The sequence below is a fragment of the Leifsonia sp. GW821-FHT13C09 genome (assembly GCF_058806435.1).
Genome location: NZ_JBXAPS010000001.1, coordinates 922,297 through 936,600, shown reverse-complemented (window position 1 = coordinate 936,600; position 14,304 = coordinate 922,297). Strand labels below are relative to the sequence as shown.

The window sequence follows — 14,304 nt, the reverse complement described above, 5'->3', positions numbered from 1 at the left end:
AGCCGGCGGCTCAGCCGGCCTGGTCGTCGACCGGGCGCATGCCGCCCGGACGGACCGACGCGCGGTCGCCCGGCGTGCGGTCGAGCAGAGCCTCCACGTCGTCCACCGCCATGATCGGGCCGGTGGCGGTCGAGAGCGGGGTGACCGTGTTGCTGTGCACCCGGTCGACCAGACCGTCGAGCATCTGCACGGCGTCGTCCACGATGCTCTGGTCGCGCAGCTCGCGGCCGTGAAGCAGCCAGCGCGCGACCTCCAGCTCGGCGTACAGCATCGCGCGCTGGGTGAACTGCCGGTCGGTGGCGACCTGGCGCGCGGAGGCGTAGGCGATGAGAGCGCCGTCGGTGGCTTCCGGGTCCATGGCGAGCAGCCAGTGCAGGTCGCGGGCCGGGTCGCCGACGCGCAGCGCCGACCAGCCGAGCACGGCGGAGACCGACTCGCCGTCGATCAGGAAGGAGTCGGCGGTCAGCGCGCCGTTGATCACCGTCGGCTGGAACTGCCACACGGAGTGGTCCGCGACGGCGTCGCGCCAGCGGTCGCGCAGCGCAGCGGGAAGCTTGCCGGTCGCGGCGGCGGACTCGATCAGCGCCGCGGTCGAGGACAGGCACTCCGCGGCGGTCAGCACGGGGAGGCCGGCCTCGCCGACGAAACTGGTCGGCAGGGTGTGGATGGCTGCGATGGCGTGGCCGATCGACCCGGCGAGGCCGTCGCCCGGCGGCACGTCCTCCACCGCGATGTGCTCGCCCGGCAGGAAGTCGTAGACGATGGCGCGCGTGCCGCCGACCGGCGCCTGTCCGAGATAGGTCGGCACGTCGAACGGCAGGCGGCTGCGGATGCCGGTCGTCAGGGCGCGCAGCGCGACGAGGTCGGAGCTCTGCTCCGTCTCGGCCGCCTGGGTGAGCGGGAGGCGCACGATGCGCTCGCTGCCGTCGGCTGTGCTGAGCACGGCGGAGTCGAACTCGCCAGCGCCGTCTGCGGTGTGCGCGCGGGTTCCGGTGACAGTCAGGTCGGGCACGGCCGAGCTGGCCAGCGCGGCTAGAGTGAGAGGGGATCTGGCCATGCACCTAGGCTAAATGGACATCCGCGCGTGGGCAGTTCCGCCACGCCTTGCAACTCTCTCCACGCCTCGAAGGGATCCCGATGTCGTCCGCATCGACGTCCGCGCTGCCGCTCGCAGCGCTCCCGCTCTCGCGCCACGCGATCGACCGGGATCACGCCGCCCGCTCCCGGCCGGCGCTGTTCGACGAGCTGTGGGAGGAGCCGGGCACCCGGGTGCTCGCGCTCTGGAAGGGCAGGGCGCTGCTGACCCCCGAGAGCGTGGCCGCCGCGACGCCCGCGTCCGACGGCTGGAGCGCGCCCGACGCCGGACCGGCGGAGCTCGAGCTCCTCCCGGTGGACCGGGTCACGGCCGCGCTCGTGCGGGTCTACCTCGGCCGCACGCTCGTGGACGCCCCCGGCCAGCCGGCCGGCTCGGCGGTCGTGCTGGAGGTCCTCACCGACGCGGCCGCGACCGAGCTGGAGCCCGACGAGGCGCGCTGGGGCAACCTCCGCACCGTCGCGACGGCGCTCAGCGACCGCGACGCCGGGCTGTTCACCGAGGCGCTCGCGATCGCGAACTGGCACGCCTCGCACACGCACTGCCCGCGCTGCGGCACGCCGACCGTGGTCGAGCAGGCCGGCTGGGTGCGGCGCTGCTTCGAGGACGGGTCGGAAGTGTTCCCGCGCACCGACCCGGCGGTCATCGTCACGGTGCTCGACGCCGACGACCGGCTGCTGCTCGGCTCGAACGCCATGTGGGAGCACTCCCGCTACTCGCTGCTGGCCGGGTTCGTGGAACCGGGGGAGTCGTTCGAGTCGGCCGTCGAGAGAGAGATCTTCGAGGAGGCCGGCGTCCGGGTGACCGACGCCCGCTACAAGGGTTCGCAGCCGTGGCCGTTCCCGGCCTCCGTCATGGTCGGCATGACAGCGCGGCTCGCCGACGACCAGCCGCCCGCCGCACTCGCGCCGGACGGCGAGGAGATCCTCGACCTGCGCTGGTTCAGCCGCGACGAACTGTGGGAGGCCAGGGAGCAGATCATCCTGCCCGGCCGGTCGTCCATCGCTCGCGCGCTGATCGAGGACTGGTACGGCGGCCCGCTCGACGAGCCTCCCGTGCTGTGAGCGCGGCGCTGTGACGACGGTGACGGCGTCCGGGCCCGACGGCCTGCTGGCAGGACTCGACGCGCAGCAGCGCGTGGCCGCCGAGGCCCTCTTCGGCCCGGTCTGCGTGCTGGCGGGCGCCGGCACGGGCAAGACCCGCGCGATCACCCACCGGATCGCCTACGGCGTCGCCTCCGGCGCGTTCACACCGAACCGGGTCATGGCGCTGACCTTCACCAACCGCGCCGCCGCCGAACTGCGCGGGAGGCTGCGGCAGCTCGGCGCCGGGGGAGTGTCGGCCCGGACGTTCCACGCCGCGGCGCTGGCGCAGCTGAACTACTTCTGGCCGCAGGTCGTCGGCGGCCAGCTCCCGAGCGTCCTGGACGGCAAGGGCCGCGTGCTCGGGCACGCCGCCGAGAAGCTGGGGCTCCGCGTGGACACCGCGACCCTCCGCGATGTCGCGGCGGAGATCGAGTGGCGCAAGGTCTCCAGCCTGGGCCTGGAGGAGTACGCCGCGGCGCTGGCCTCCCGCCCGCTGCCCGGCACCTTGACGGCCGAGCAGCTCGTGGACTTCCACCGCGCCTACGAGGAGCTGAAGGACGAGCGCAAGCAGATCGACTTCGAGGACGTCCTCCTGGTCTGCGCCGGGATGATCGAGACCGAGCCGTCCGTGGCCCTGCAGGTGCGCGAGCAGTACCGGTACTTCGTGGTGGACGAGTACCAGGACGTCTCCCCGCTGCAGCACGACCTCCTCCGGCTCTGGCTCGGCACCCGACGCGACCTCTGCGTCGTCGGCGACGCCAGCCAGACCATCTACTCGTTCGCCGGGGCCCGCAGCGAGTACCTGCTGGACTTCGAGCGGGAGAACCCGGGCGCCACGGTCGTCCGGCTGGAGCAGAACTACCGGTCGGCGCCCCCGATCATCGACACCGCCAACCGACTGATGCGCGGCCGCTCCGGCGCACTCACGCTGCACGCGGTGCACGAGGCGAAAGCGGGCGACGAGGTGGCGGCGCCTGCCGTGTTCGACGATGACCGCGCCGAGGCGCGGGCCGTCGCCCAGAGCATCGCGGCCGAGCTGGCAGCCGGCGCACGGCCGGAGAGCATCGCCGTGCTCTACCGCGTGAACGTGCAGGCCGCGGCGCTGGAGCAGGCGCTCGGCGACCTCGGGATCAGCTACCAGCTCCGCGGGTCGAAGCGCTTCTTCGACCTCCCCGAGGTGCGTCAGGCGGTCATGACCCTGCGTGCGGCGAGCGTCGCGGCGACCGACGAACCGTTGTTCAAGTCGGTCAGCGACGTGCTGCGCACGCTCGGCTGGTCCGTGCAGCCTCCGGAGGGTCGCGGAGCGGTGCGCGAGCGCTGGGAGTCGCTCAACGCGATCATGGGGCTCGTCGACGAGATGCCGGAGGGCGCGACCTTCCGCCGCTTCACCGACGAGCTGATGGCCCGGCAGGCCGGCCAGCACGAGCCGACACTGTCCGCCGTGACGCTGGCGACGCTGCACGCCGCGAAGGGTCTGGAGTGGGACTCCGTGTACATCGTCGGTCTCTCCGAGGGGCTGGTGCCGATCAGCTACGCCTCCAGCTTCGAGCAGATCGACGAGGAGCGTCGCCTCCTGTACGTGGGCGTCACACGTGCGCGGCACCGGCTCCGGCTGAGCTGGGCGCAACGCGGGAGTCAGCCCGGACGCCCCGTGTCACGGCAGGCCTCGCGGTTCCTGGCCGAGCTGGCGCCGGTGCGGGCGGCGCGGGAGGCCGGGCGAGCGGACTGAGGCAGCCGCACTCGGGATGCGGGTCCCAGCGCCGCTCCGACCACCGCCCGGCCGCCGGATCGTAGCGCGCAGCGGCGTCGGAGCGTCCGCCGGCGCCGCCGAGCAGCGCGAGGACCGCGCCCGCCGCGGCCGACGCCGCCGCCCCGCACACCAGTTCCGTCTCGCCGGGCAGCGGCCGGGTGTGGAGCTGCGCTGCGAGCGCCGGCCACGCCGGGTCCGCGTCCCGGCGATGGAGGTCGACGCAGCGCAGGCACGCGCCGTCGCCCGGCCGCACGAACGGCCCGACGGTCACCCCGCCGTCGCCGAACACCACGGCCAGGTGCGGGATGTCCCTGCGCAGCCAGCGCTGGTGCCGGTGCGGCGCGATCGCGAACGCGCCGACCAGGACCGCCGCCGCCGCGAGGTCGACGGCCGGGTCGTCGGCGGCGAGACCGCTGCGCACGTCGACCCCGGCCTCCCGCAGCAGGGCGAGGATGCGGGCCGCCGTCGGGCCGGCGCCGTCGAGGACGACGATCGGCGCGGTGTCGGACGCCGCGTCCGGTCGTGCCAGCAGCACGGGCTTCAGTCGCGCGAGCAGGGCGTCGACCGCCGCCGGTCCCGCTCCGGCGCTGCGGGCGATCATCCGCAGGGCGCCGAGGGTCGCGCCGGTGGCCAGCGCGGAGATCATCCGCTCCTCGGCCACGCCGACCGGTTCGAGGATCAGCCGCGCCCGCTCGACGCCGAACTGGAGTGCGCGCGGCGAGCGCCACGCACGCGGGACGGCGGGATCGAGCTGGTGGACCATCCCGCCATCCTGCCGTGGCGGGACCGCCCCGAGGCGGTTATCCACAGCTCCGGCCGCCTCGCGGTCCATCCACAACCCGTCACCACCCGCGGCCAACGGAGGAGATCGGCGCCGACACGCCGGGTGGTGGCAGCTTGCGGAGGAGATCGGGACGTGGGGAGGGCGGAAGTCCTCCGTTGGCCGCGGGGAGACTCCTCCGCTCGCTACGCGTCCTCGGCGGGGCCGTCGCCGCGCAGGAGGTCTTCGATGGCCTGGTCCAACTCGTCGCGCTCCGGCTCCTGGCCGGTGGCCGCGGCGGTGAGCCGGGCGACCAGGCGGGACGGGTCGTCGAGGTCCGCCGCCTGGGGGAGCAGATCGGGGTGCGACCACAGCCGGTCGCGGGCCTCCTGGCCCACGGCGTCCGTCACGGCCTGCCACAGGGCGGCGGCGTCGCGGAGGCGGCGCGGGCGCAGCTCCAGGCCGACGAGCGTCGCGAACGCCGACTCGGCCGGACCGCCCGCGGCACGCCGGCGGCGCACCGTCTCGGCGATCGCGTCGGCCTTCGGCAGCAACCGGGTGGCGCCGGCGGTGACCACGTCCACCCAGCCCTCGACCAGCGCGAGCACGGTCTCCAGGCGGCCGAGAGCCTCCTGCTGCTCCTCGGTCTTCGGCGGGATGAGGGCGCCGGAGACCATCGCCTCGCGCAACTCCTCGGGGTTGGCCGGGTCGAAGCTCTCGGCGAGCGACTCGAGCCGGTCGGTGTCGATCGTGATGCCGCGGGCGAACGCGGTGATCTGGGTGATCAGCTGCAGCCGCAGCCACTTCGCGTGCCGGAAGAGCCGCGCGTGGGCGAGCTCGCGCACCGCGAGATACAGCTGCACTTGGTCGGTGGGGATGTCGAGGCCCTCGCCGAACTCGGCCACATTCTGCGGGATGAGCGCCGCGCTGCCGTCGGCCAGCAGCGGAATGCCGATGTCGCCCCCGGAGACGACCTCCTTCGCCAGCTGCCCGACCACCTGGCCGAGCTGCATGGCGAACAGGGCGCCGCCGACGGAGCGCATGACCTGGCCGGCGTTCTGGATCATGCCCTGCATCTCCTCGGGAGCCTGCTCGGTGAGAACACGGGTGAGGGCGTCCGAGATGCTGAGCGCGACGGGCTCGGCGAGCTGGGTCCAGAGCGGCATGGTCTGGCGCGCCCACTCGGCGCGGCCGATGAGCTCCGGCTGCGTCGACAGCCCCGCCACGGTGGTGGCCTCGTCGAGCCAGAGCGCTGCGACGTGGAAGGCCTGGTCGAGCGCCGAGCGCTCGGCCGGAGTGACCGCGTGCGCGCCCTCGGAGGCGAGGGTGCGCGCCTGCTGGGAGGCCAGATCCCAGTTGATTCCGCCTCCCGGGTTCATCAGCGCGTTCTGGAGCTGCCCGAGGAGCTGCTGGATGGCGGCCGGGTCGTTCGGGAGGCCGGCGGCGCCCGCGAGCTGGCTCGGGTCGATGGAGGAGTCACCCGACAGGAACTCCCGCAACATGTCCCGGAACTCGTCGTCCGGTTCCTTGTTCGGATCGTCGGACATCGGTCGCGCTCCTCGTCTCGGGTGGTTTCGGCCGTGCGATTACGGCCTTTCCAGGCTTGGCATCTACGCTAGCCCGTGATCACCGCGAGCCGGGTGAGAATCGGCTCGGGCGATGCCGTGGGCTGTGCGCCCGTGGCGAACACGACCGAAGGGACCGCGCGTGACCCTGTTCACCGACGACGACCGCCCCGCGCCGCCCCCGCCGGCCGGCCGGATCGCGCCGTCGCGCCGGACGATCGCGGGCTGGGTCGCCATCGGCGTTGCCGTCGTGCTCGCGCTGGTCCTCGCGCTCGCGCCCGCGCCGTTCGTGATCGAGCAGCCCGGCCCGGTCTTCAACACGCTCGGCACCGACCAGGCGGTCGGATCGCCGCCCGCGCACGACGCGAAGCCCCTCATCACCATCCCGAGCCAGACCACGTATCCGACCGGCGGATCCCTCGACCTCCTCACCGTGTCGGTGGTCGGCAACCCGGACCAGAGCCCGAGCTGGTTGAGCATCGTCCAGGCCTGGTTCGACCCCAGCCGCGCGGTGACGCCGATGGACGAGGTGTTCCCGCCCGGGACCACCACCGAGCAGTCCAACGCCGCGAACGCGGCCCTGATGGTCGACTCCCAGCAGGACGCCATCGCCGCCGCACTCAACCAGCTCGGCTACCACTTCCCGCAGGCCGTCGCCGTCAAGCAGATCCTCCCGAAGACGCCGGCCGCGGCGGTGCTGAAGGTCGGTGACGAGATCCACAGCGTCAACGGGGAGACCATCGAGAGCGTCGCGGCTCTCCGCAAGGCGGTGAACGCCAACGGCGCGAATAAGGCGGCGGAGATCGGCATCCTGCGCGACGGCGCCGCCTCCACGGTCTCCATCACTCCCGAGACGACACAGGGCCAGGTCGTGCTCGGAATCGGCGCGGGAATGGACTACACCTTCCCGTTCGATGTCAACATCCAGCTCAACAACGTCGGCGGCCCGAGCGCAGGGCAGATGTTCGCGCTCGGGATCATCGACAAGCTGACGCCGGACAAGCTCAACGGCGGCAAGAAGGTCGCGGGCACCGGGACGATCGACAACGTGGGCTCGATCGGGGCGATCGGCGGCATCCGGCAGAAGATGTACGCGGCCCGCGACACCGGCGGAGCCGGCTACTTCCTCGCGCCCGCGTCGAACTGCGACGAGGTCACCGGGCACATCCCCGCCGGCCTGCACGTGTTCGCGGTCAAGACCCTGAAGGATTCGCTCGCCGTGCTGGACGCCGTCCGCAGCGGCGCGAGCACCGCGAAGCTCCCGACGTGCCCGGCATCCTGAGGTCTGTCCGGCATCCTGAGGTCGATCCGGCGTTCGGCCCGCACACCTGCTCTTCACCGCCGGGCCGCAGCATTCTCCAAGCGACGCCCGCCTAGGATGGACCTCTGAGTCACCCCACGAGGAGCACGAGGGCCCACACGTGAGTTCAACCGCCGCAGTTCGACCCCCTGGACGTCGCCGGGCCGCCATCTGGATCACCTTGGGTGTGGTCGTGGCGCTGGTCATCCTGTTCTTCGTCTTCGCCGGGCTGTACGCGGACATCCTCTGGTATCAGCAACTCGGGTTCCTCAACGTCCTGACCACGCAGTGGCTCGCCGGCACCACGATGTTCTTCATCGGGTTCTTCGCGATGGCCGTGCCGCTTTGGCTGTCCATCCAGCTCGCCTACCGGCTGCGCCCGGTCTACGCGAAGCTCAACACCCAGCTCGACCGCTACCAGCAGGTCATCGAGCCGCTGCGCCGGCTGGCGATGTACGGCATCCCGATCGTCTTCGGGATCTTCGCCGGCGTCTCGGCGGCCAGCCGCTGGCAGGCGGCGGCGATGTGGATCAACGGGACGTCGTACGGCAAGACCGATCCGCTGTTCCACCTCGACATCGGCTTCTACCTCTTCGCGCTGCCGTTCTACCGCAGCGCCGTCGGCTTCGCCTCGGCCGTGGTGCTCATCGCGCTGCTCGCGACGCTCGCCACCTGCTACCTGTACGGCTCCCTCCGGATCAGCGGCCGCGAGGTGCGGATCTCCAAGGCCGCGCGCGTGCAGATCTCGGTCATCGCGGGCGTCTACCTGCTCCTGCAGGGCATCAGCATCTGGCTCGACCGATACGCCGCCGTCACCGACTCCAACGTCAACGACATGATCAACGGCGCCGCGTACACCGACGTCAACGCGACCATCCCCGCCCGTGCCGTGCTCGCGGGGATCGCGGTGCTCGTCGCCATCATGTTCTTCGCGACCGCGTTCATCGGGCGCTGGCGGTTCCCGCTCGTCGGTACCGCGCTGCTCATCGTCGCCGCCCTCGTCGTCGGCGCGATCTACCCGTGGGTCGTCCAGCGCTTCCAGGTCGACCCCAGCCAGAAGACGCTCGAGACGCCGTACATCCAGCGCTCGATCAACGCCACCCGCGACGCCTACGGGCTGAGCAACATCGACGTCATCCCCTACGACGCCACGACGAACGCCCAGCCGGGCGCGCTGCGGCAGGACGCCCAGACCACCGCGCAGATCCGCATCATGGACCCCGCGGTGATCAGTCCGTCGTTCCAGCAGCTCCAGCAGTTCCGCCAGTATTACGCGTTCCCGCGCAACCTCAACGTCGATCGCTACGAGATCAACGGCAACGAGCAGGATGCGGTGGTCGCGGTCCGCGAGCTCAACCAGTCGGGGCTCACGAGCCGGAGCTGGTTCAACGACACGGTCGTCTACACGCACGGCTACGGGATGGTCGCCGCCTACGGCAACCAGCGCTCGAGCGACGGCCAGCCGGTGTTCATGGAGTCGGGCATCCCCAGCACCGGAACGCTCGGCCAGTACGAGCCCCGCGTGTACTTCGGCCAGCAGTCGCCGACCTACTCGATCGTCGGCGCCCCGAAGGGCTCCAAGCCGGTGGAGCTCGACTATCCGGGCGGCAGCAACAACGCGCAGCAGACCGCTACCACGTTCACCGGCAACGCCGGCCCGAAGCTCGACAACGTGTTCAAGCGGCTGGTCTACGCGCTCAAGTTCCAGGACGAGCAGATCGTCCTCTCCGACGCCGTCAACAGCGACTCGCAGATCCTCTACGACCGCGACCCGATCAAGCGCGTCCAGAAGGTCGCGCCGTACCTCACCCTCGACTCGCAGGCCTACCCGGCCGTGATCGACGGGCGCATCAAGTGGGTCATCGACGGCTACACGACCAGCGACCAATACCCGTACTCGCACGTCGGCAGCCTGAGCGACGCCATCGCGGACACCGAGACGCCGAAGCCGGCCTACGCCTTCGACGACATCAACTACATCCGCAACTCGGTCAAGGCCACCGTCGACGCCTACGACGGGTCCGTGCAGCTCTACGCCTGGAATGCTTCCGACCCGGTGCTCAAGACCTGGGAGAAGGTCTTCCCGACCACGGTCAAGCCGGTCAGCGACATGAGCGCCCAGCTCCTCAGCCATGTCCGTTACCCGGCCGACCTGTTCAAGGTGCAGCGTTCGGTGCTCGGCCAGTACCACGTGACGGACGCCGGCTCGTTCTACTCGCGCGATGACGCCTGGACCACGCCGAACGACCCCACATCGTCGCCGTCGGACCCGACGCTGCAGCCGCCGTACTACCTGACGCTGCAGATGCCGGGGCAGGAGACCCCGTCGTTCTCGCTCTACTCGACGTTCATCCCACAGGCCGCCAGCGATTCCAGTCGATCGATCCTGAAGGGCTACCTGGCGGTCGATGCGGACGCGGGCTCGACGAAGGGCACGGTGGCGTCGTCGTACGGCAAGCTCAGACTCCTGTCGTTGCCGTCGAGCGACACCATACCCGGGCCGGGTCAGGTGCAGAACAACTTCAACTCCGACCCGACCGTCTCGCAGGAGCTCAACCTGCTCAGGCAGGGCAAGACCGACGTGATCAACGGCAACCTGCTGACGCTGCCGGTCGGTGGCGGTCTGCTCTATGTCCAACCGGTCTTCGTGAAGTCGACGGGGGAGACGAGCTACCCGATCCTGCAGAAGGTGCTCGTCGCCTTCGGTGACAAGATCGCCTTCGAGGACACGCTCGACCAGGCCCTGGACGCCCTGTTCGGCGGCGACTCGGGCGCGAGCGCGGGCGACAAGAACATCCCGACCAGCGGCGGAAGCGCGTCAGGCGGCGGATCGAGCGGGACCGGGTCGGGCACGGGGTCCGGTTCGAGCAGTCAGAACAACGTCGCGCTGCAGCAGGCACTCCAGCAGGCCAAGCAGGCGCTGGCCGACCGCCAGGCCGCGCTCAAGGGCGGCGACTGGGCCGCCTACGGCGCTGCGGACGCACGGCTCCAGCAGGCGCTCCAGCAGGCGCTGGCGGCCGAGGGCAGCACGGGAACGGTCACGACGCCGAAGCCGACCCCGTCCCCGACGCCGTCGAAGTAGCCCGGCCTCTCGACGCGAAACGACCCGCATCCGCGACGGATGCGGGTCGTTCCGTATGTTCAGAGGCTGTACGAAGTGTGGCCACCGGGCCCGGTTGTCCGCGCGATTCGCCGGTATTTCAGGGCAAAACGCTTGCGCGGACTTTGATTGTCTACTTTACTAACAAACATGCTCATCGATGAAGCGCGGCGGTCCGGCTCCTCCGATCGGCGTCCGGCCGGCGCCGACGGCACGATGGTCCCGGGCCGCGCGCTCCGGCCGCGCACGAAGGTCCTCCCCGAGCATGCCCGCAACCACAACCGGTCGCTGGTGCTGCAGTCGCTGTACCGCGCCGGGCGGGCGAGCCGCGCCGACCTGGCCAGGGAGACCGGCCTCACCCGCGTCACCATCTCCGACCTGGTCGGGGAGCTGATCGCCGAGGGCCTCGTGGTCGAGCTCGGCCAGCGGGACGACGCCCGGCCGGGCAAGCCGGCCGTGCTGCTCGACGTGAACCGCGCCGCCACCCAGATCATCGGAGTCGACCTCAGCGAGCACGCCGTCTTCCGCGGCTCGGTGCTCGACATCGACGGTGCCGTGCTGCGCTCGGCGGAGGTCGAGCTGGCCGGCAGCCGCGGCGAGGAGGCCGTGACCAAGGTGCTCGTCCTGGTGGACGAGCTGGTGGCCGCGGCGACCGCGCCGATCCTGGGGATCGGCGTCGGGTCTCCCGGCATCGTCGACGCGACGGGCACGGTCGTCGCGGCGCCCAACCTCGGCTGGACCGACGAACCGTTGCAGCGACGCCTGGCGGAGCGGACCGGCCTGGCAGTGTTCGTCGCCAACGACGCCAACGTCGCAGTGCTCGCCGAGCACGGCTTCGCCGACGCCCAGGGCGACATGATGCTGGTCAAGGTCGGCCACGGCGTGGGCTCCGGCCTCCTGGTCGCGGGCGCGCTGGTCTTCGGCAGCCGCTTCGCCGCGGGGGAGATCGGCCAGGTGATGGTCGGAACCGACGACGGCGCCGACGGCCCGTACGACCGCGAGAGGTGCCTGGAGGCCTGGCTCGCCGTCCCGCGCCTGGAGGCGAAGGTGGCCGCGGCCGCCCGCGCCGGAGAGCCGGTGGACCCGGTGCTGCGCGAGGCCGGCCAGCGGCTCGGCGTCGCCGTCGCCCCGATCGTCGGCGCGCTCAACCTGTCGGAGCTGGTCCTCAGCGGCCCGGACGAACTGCTCGCCGGCGCGCTTCTGGACGCGTTCCGCGAAACTCTGCGGAACCGGACGATGGCCGGTTTCCACTCGGATGTCACGATCCGGATGACCGCCCAGGGCCGCGACAACGTGCTGCGCGGCTGCGTCATCATGGTCCTCTCGGCGCAGCTCGGCGTCTCCTGATGACCCTGATCGCGGACACCCGCACGGCGCCGGCCGAGCTGACCGGCTTCCGCTTCGCGGCGGGCGTCCGCGAGAAGCTTCCTGCCTTCCGGACCCGCTGCACTGTCGTCCGGCTCGCCAGCCTCGACAACGAACGCCTCGGCGTCCCGCGCTGGTACACGCTGGCGGAGGCCTGGACCGAGCCGGGCACCGCCGAGGAAGCGCTCTGGTCGGGCAACCCGGTCATCTACGTGGACAGCGACGACCCGGCCGAGCCCGTGCTCGCGACGGGGGCGCCCGTCATCCTCCTCGGCGTCGGGCTCGGCGCGATCCCGTGGCAGCGCGAGGTCGTGGACGCGGTGCGAGCACTGGGAGCGCGGATGCTGGTAGTGGAGATGGGCCCGCTCGTGATGCCCGGGTATGCGGATATCGCCACGGGCGGGTACGCCCAGGCGCACGGGGCGCTGCTAGTCTCCCTGCTCTGCGGCGGCGACGCGGGCTGACCCGCGGCGGACGAGCCGCAGGAGCCCGTGGACGGTGAGCGTCGCCAGGTAGCCGGCGGCCAGATCAGACAGCAGGCGCTCTCACCGCGCCCAGCTCACCCCGAGCGTCGCGTGCAGCGCGTACTGCGCCGCACCTCGGAACGGCTGCTCCTGCGCGGTCTTCGCGTAGCGGAAGCTGAGCGGCATCGCGGCGCGGACCGGGTGCCGGGCGGCCTCCGCGCGAACGTGGCCGATGAAGTCCGGGCCGAGCTTCGGTGCGGCGCCGCCGAGGACGACGTTCGGCACGTCGAGGGCCGCGCCGACCATGAGCAGCGCCCGGGCCAGTGTGCGGGCGCCCGCCGCGATGCGCTCGCGGGACTCGGGGAGGGCGGCGAGCGCCGGGACGTCCACGGCTTCCAGGTCGGCGCCGTGCGGGAGGCCGAGGAGGCTGGTGACCGAGACCACCTCCTCCAGGCAGCCGCGGTTGCCGCAGGCGCAGAGCGGAGCGTCGTCGCCGAACAGGACGGGCACATGGCCGATCTCGCCCGCGCGGTGGGTCGCGCCGGCGAGCACGTCGCCGTCCACGATGACGGCCGCGCCGACGCCCGTGCTGAGCGAGACGAAGAGCTGGTTGGCGCCGAACTCCTCGGAGATCGCATAGTCGGCGAGCGCCTCCGCGTCGGCGTCGTTGACCAGGTGGACCGGAGCGGAGACGACCCCGGCGAGCTCGCGGCCGAGGTGGACGTCCACCCAGCCCAGCTGCACGCTTTCGCGGACGAGGTCGGCGTCCACGATGCCGGGAACCTGCACCGCCACGGCGACGACGCGGGCGGTCGTCGCGGTCGCGAGGCGGCGGACGATCGCCCGCACGTCCTCCACCGTCGCCGTCGCGGTCGTGCGCTGGGCGACGCTCTGGACCACGTCGCCCAGGAGGTCCAGCACGGCCCCGCGGACCAGCCCGGGCTGGACGATCACCGACAGCAGCACGTTGCGGGAGGCCTCCACACGTAGCGTGGTCGCGCGCTTGCCGCCTGTGCTCTCGGCGAGGCTGCCCTCCACGACCAGGCCGTCCGCGATGAGGCCGGCCAGCAGTGACGAGACGGTCGCCGAGGTCAGCCCGGTGCGTCGCGCGATGCTCGCCCGGGTGGCCAGGCCCTCCCCGGACAGCACGAGCTGCAGCGCGCTCGTCAGGTTGCGCTCGCGCACGGCGGACTGCGTCGCCTTGCCGTGATCGTCAGCCACAGTCCTCCTCGCGGCGTGCGCATCTGATGCTGGCCCCCGGTTTACGACCATAGCGAATGCGGCGCATGATGGAGCGCATGGGATATGGCCTCATCCTCGTCGATGTCCAGCGCAACATGCTGGAGGGCGAGACCGCCGTCGAGGGCGCCGCGGAGTTCCGGGGTGTGCTCGCCGGCCTGTTGGACGCCGCACGGGACGCGGACGCCGCGATCGTGCACGTGAAGAACGACGGACGCCGCGGCGACCCCGACGAGCCGGGCAGCCCGGGCTGGGAGCTGGTCTTCGCGCCGCTGCCCGGCGAGCCGATCGTGCGCAAGGACGTCGCGAACGCCTTCGAGTCCAACCCGGCGCTGGCGGACGTGCTCCGCGCGATGGGCGTGGACACGCTCGTGGTGGCGGGCCTGCAGAGCGAGTACTGCGTGCAGGCGACCGCCGTCGGCGCGCTGGAGCGCGGATTCGACGTGATCGTCCCGGCGGGAGCGCACACCACGTACCCGGACGGCGAGCCCGCGGCCGACATCGTGGAGCGCGTCACGCTCGACCTCATCGCGGCCGGGGTGGAGGTCCCGGAGCTGGACGAGGTGACGTTCGGCTGACGTCG

General features: G+C 71.9%; 10 protein-coding genes. 7 read left to right on the top strand and 3 right to left on the bottom strand.

All coding sequences use genetic code 11. The features are described from left to right. Positions 1–10: 10 nt before the first annotated feature. The gene (locus AC1ROW_RS04525) at positions 11–1,057 is read right to left on the bottom strand and encodes a phosphotransferase (RefSeq protein WP_493017649.1); all 1,047 of its coding nucleotides are present in this window, start codon (positions 1,055–1,057) and stop codon (positions 11–13) included. An 80-nt stretch (positions 1,058–1,137) separates the two neighbouring features. Here AC1ROW_RS04525 and nudC point away from each other — a divergent pair, with 80 nt between their 5' ends. Both nudC and AC1ROW_RS04515 read left to right on the top strand, forming a co-directional pair. Then, positions 1,138–2,157, top strand: coding sequence for an NAD(+) diphosphatase (nudC, locus tag AC1ROW_RS04520; protein WP_493017648.1), 1,020 nt, complete (start codon positions 1,138–1,140; stop codon positions 2,155–2,157). Positions 2,158–2,167: 10 nt separating this feature from the next. Next, complete coding sequence (locus AC1ROW_RS04515; RefSeq protein ID WP_493017647.1) at positions 2,168–3,907, top strand: ATP-dependent helicase; 1,740 nt, start codon at positions 2,168–2,170, stop codon at positions 3,905–3,907. Between the two features lie 987 nt (positions 3,908–4,894). On the opposite strand, the gene AC1ROW_RS04510 is transcribed toward AC1ROW_RS04515, so the two are convergent. Further along, positions 4,895–6,235: a zinc-dependent metalloprotease gene (locus AC1ROW_RS04510; RefSeq protein WP_493017646.1), complete on the bottom strand. Its 1,341-nt coding sequence runs from the start codon at positions 6,233–6,235 to the stop codon at positions 4,895–4,897. Between the two features lie 160 nt (positions 6,236–6,395). Between AC1ROW_RS04510 and AC1ROW_RS04505 the strand changes: the two genes are divergently transcribed. From AC1ROW_RS04505 to AC1ROW_RS04490, 4 genes are all read left to right on the top strand, one after another. Further along, entirely contained in the window at positions 6,396–7,535 is a 1,140-nt protein-coding gene (locus tag AC1ROW_RS04505; RefSeq protein WP_493017645.1) for a YlbL family protein, read from the top strand. 139 nt (positions 7,536–7,674) lie between these two features. Next, complete coding sequence (locus AC1ROW_RS04500; RefSeq protein WP_493017644.1) at positions 7,675–10,635, top strand: UPF0182 family membrane protein; 2,961 nt, start codon at positions 7,675–7,677, stop codon at positions 10,633–10,635. A gap of 168 nt (positions 10,636–10,803) precedes the next feature. Beyond that, the gene (locus tag AC1ROW_RS04495; protein WP_493017643.1) at positions 10,804–12,000 is read left to right on the top strand and encodes an ROK family transcriptional regulator; all 1,197 of its coding nucleotides are present in this window, start codon (positions 10,804–10,806) and stop codon (positions 11,998–12,000) included. Continuing rightward, a complete protein-coding gene (locus AC1ROW_RS04490; protein WP_493017642.1) occupies positions 12,000–12,482 on the top strand; it encodes a hypothetical protein in 483 nt (160 codons plus the stop codon). Before AC1ROW_RS04495 ends, AC1ROW_RS04490 begins: the two co-directional genes overlap by 1 nt. A gap of 81 nt (positions 12,483–12,563) precedes the next feature. Here the strand turns inward: AC1ROW_RS04490 and AC1ROW_RS04485 are convergent, their stop codons facing one another. Next, on the bottom strand, positions 12,564–13,703 hold the full coding sequence (locus AC1ROW_RS04485) for an ROK family transcriptional regulator (RefSeq protein WP_493017641.1): 1,140 nt from the start codon (positions 13,701–13,703) through the stop codon (positions 12,564–12,566). A 65-nt stretch (positions 13,704–13,768) separates the two neighbouring features. Here AC1ROW_RS04485 and AC1ROW_RS04480 point away from each other — a divergent pair, with 65 nt between their 5' ends. Then, the gene (locus tag AC1ROW_RS04480) at positions 13,769–14,299 is read left to right on the top strand and encodes an isochorismatase family protein (RefSeq protein ID WP_493017640.1); all 531 of its coding nucleotides are present in this window, start codon (positions 13,769–13,771) and stop codon (positions 14,297–14,299) included. The last annotated feature ends 5 nt before the right edge of the window (positions 14,300–14,304 follow it).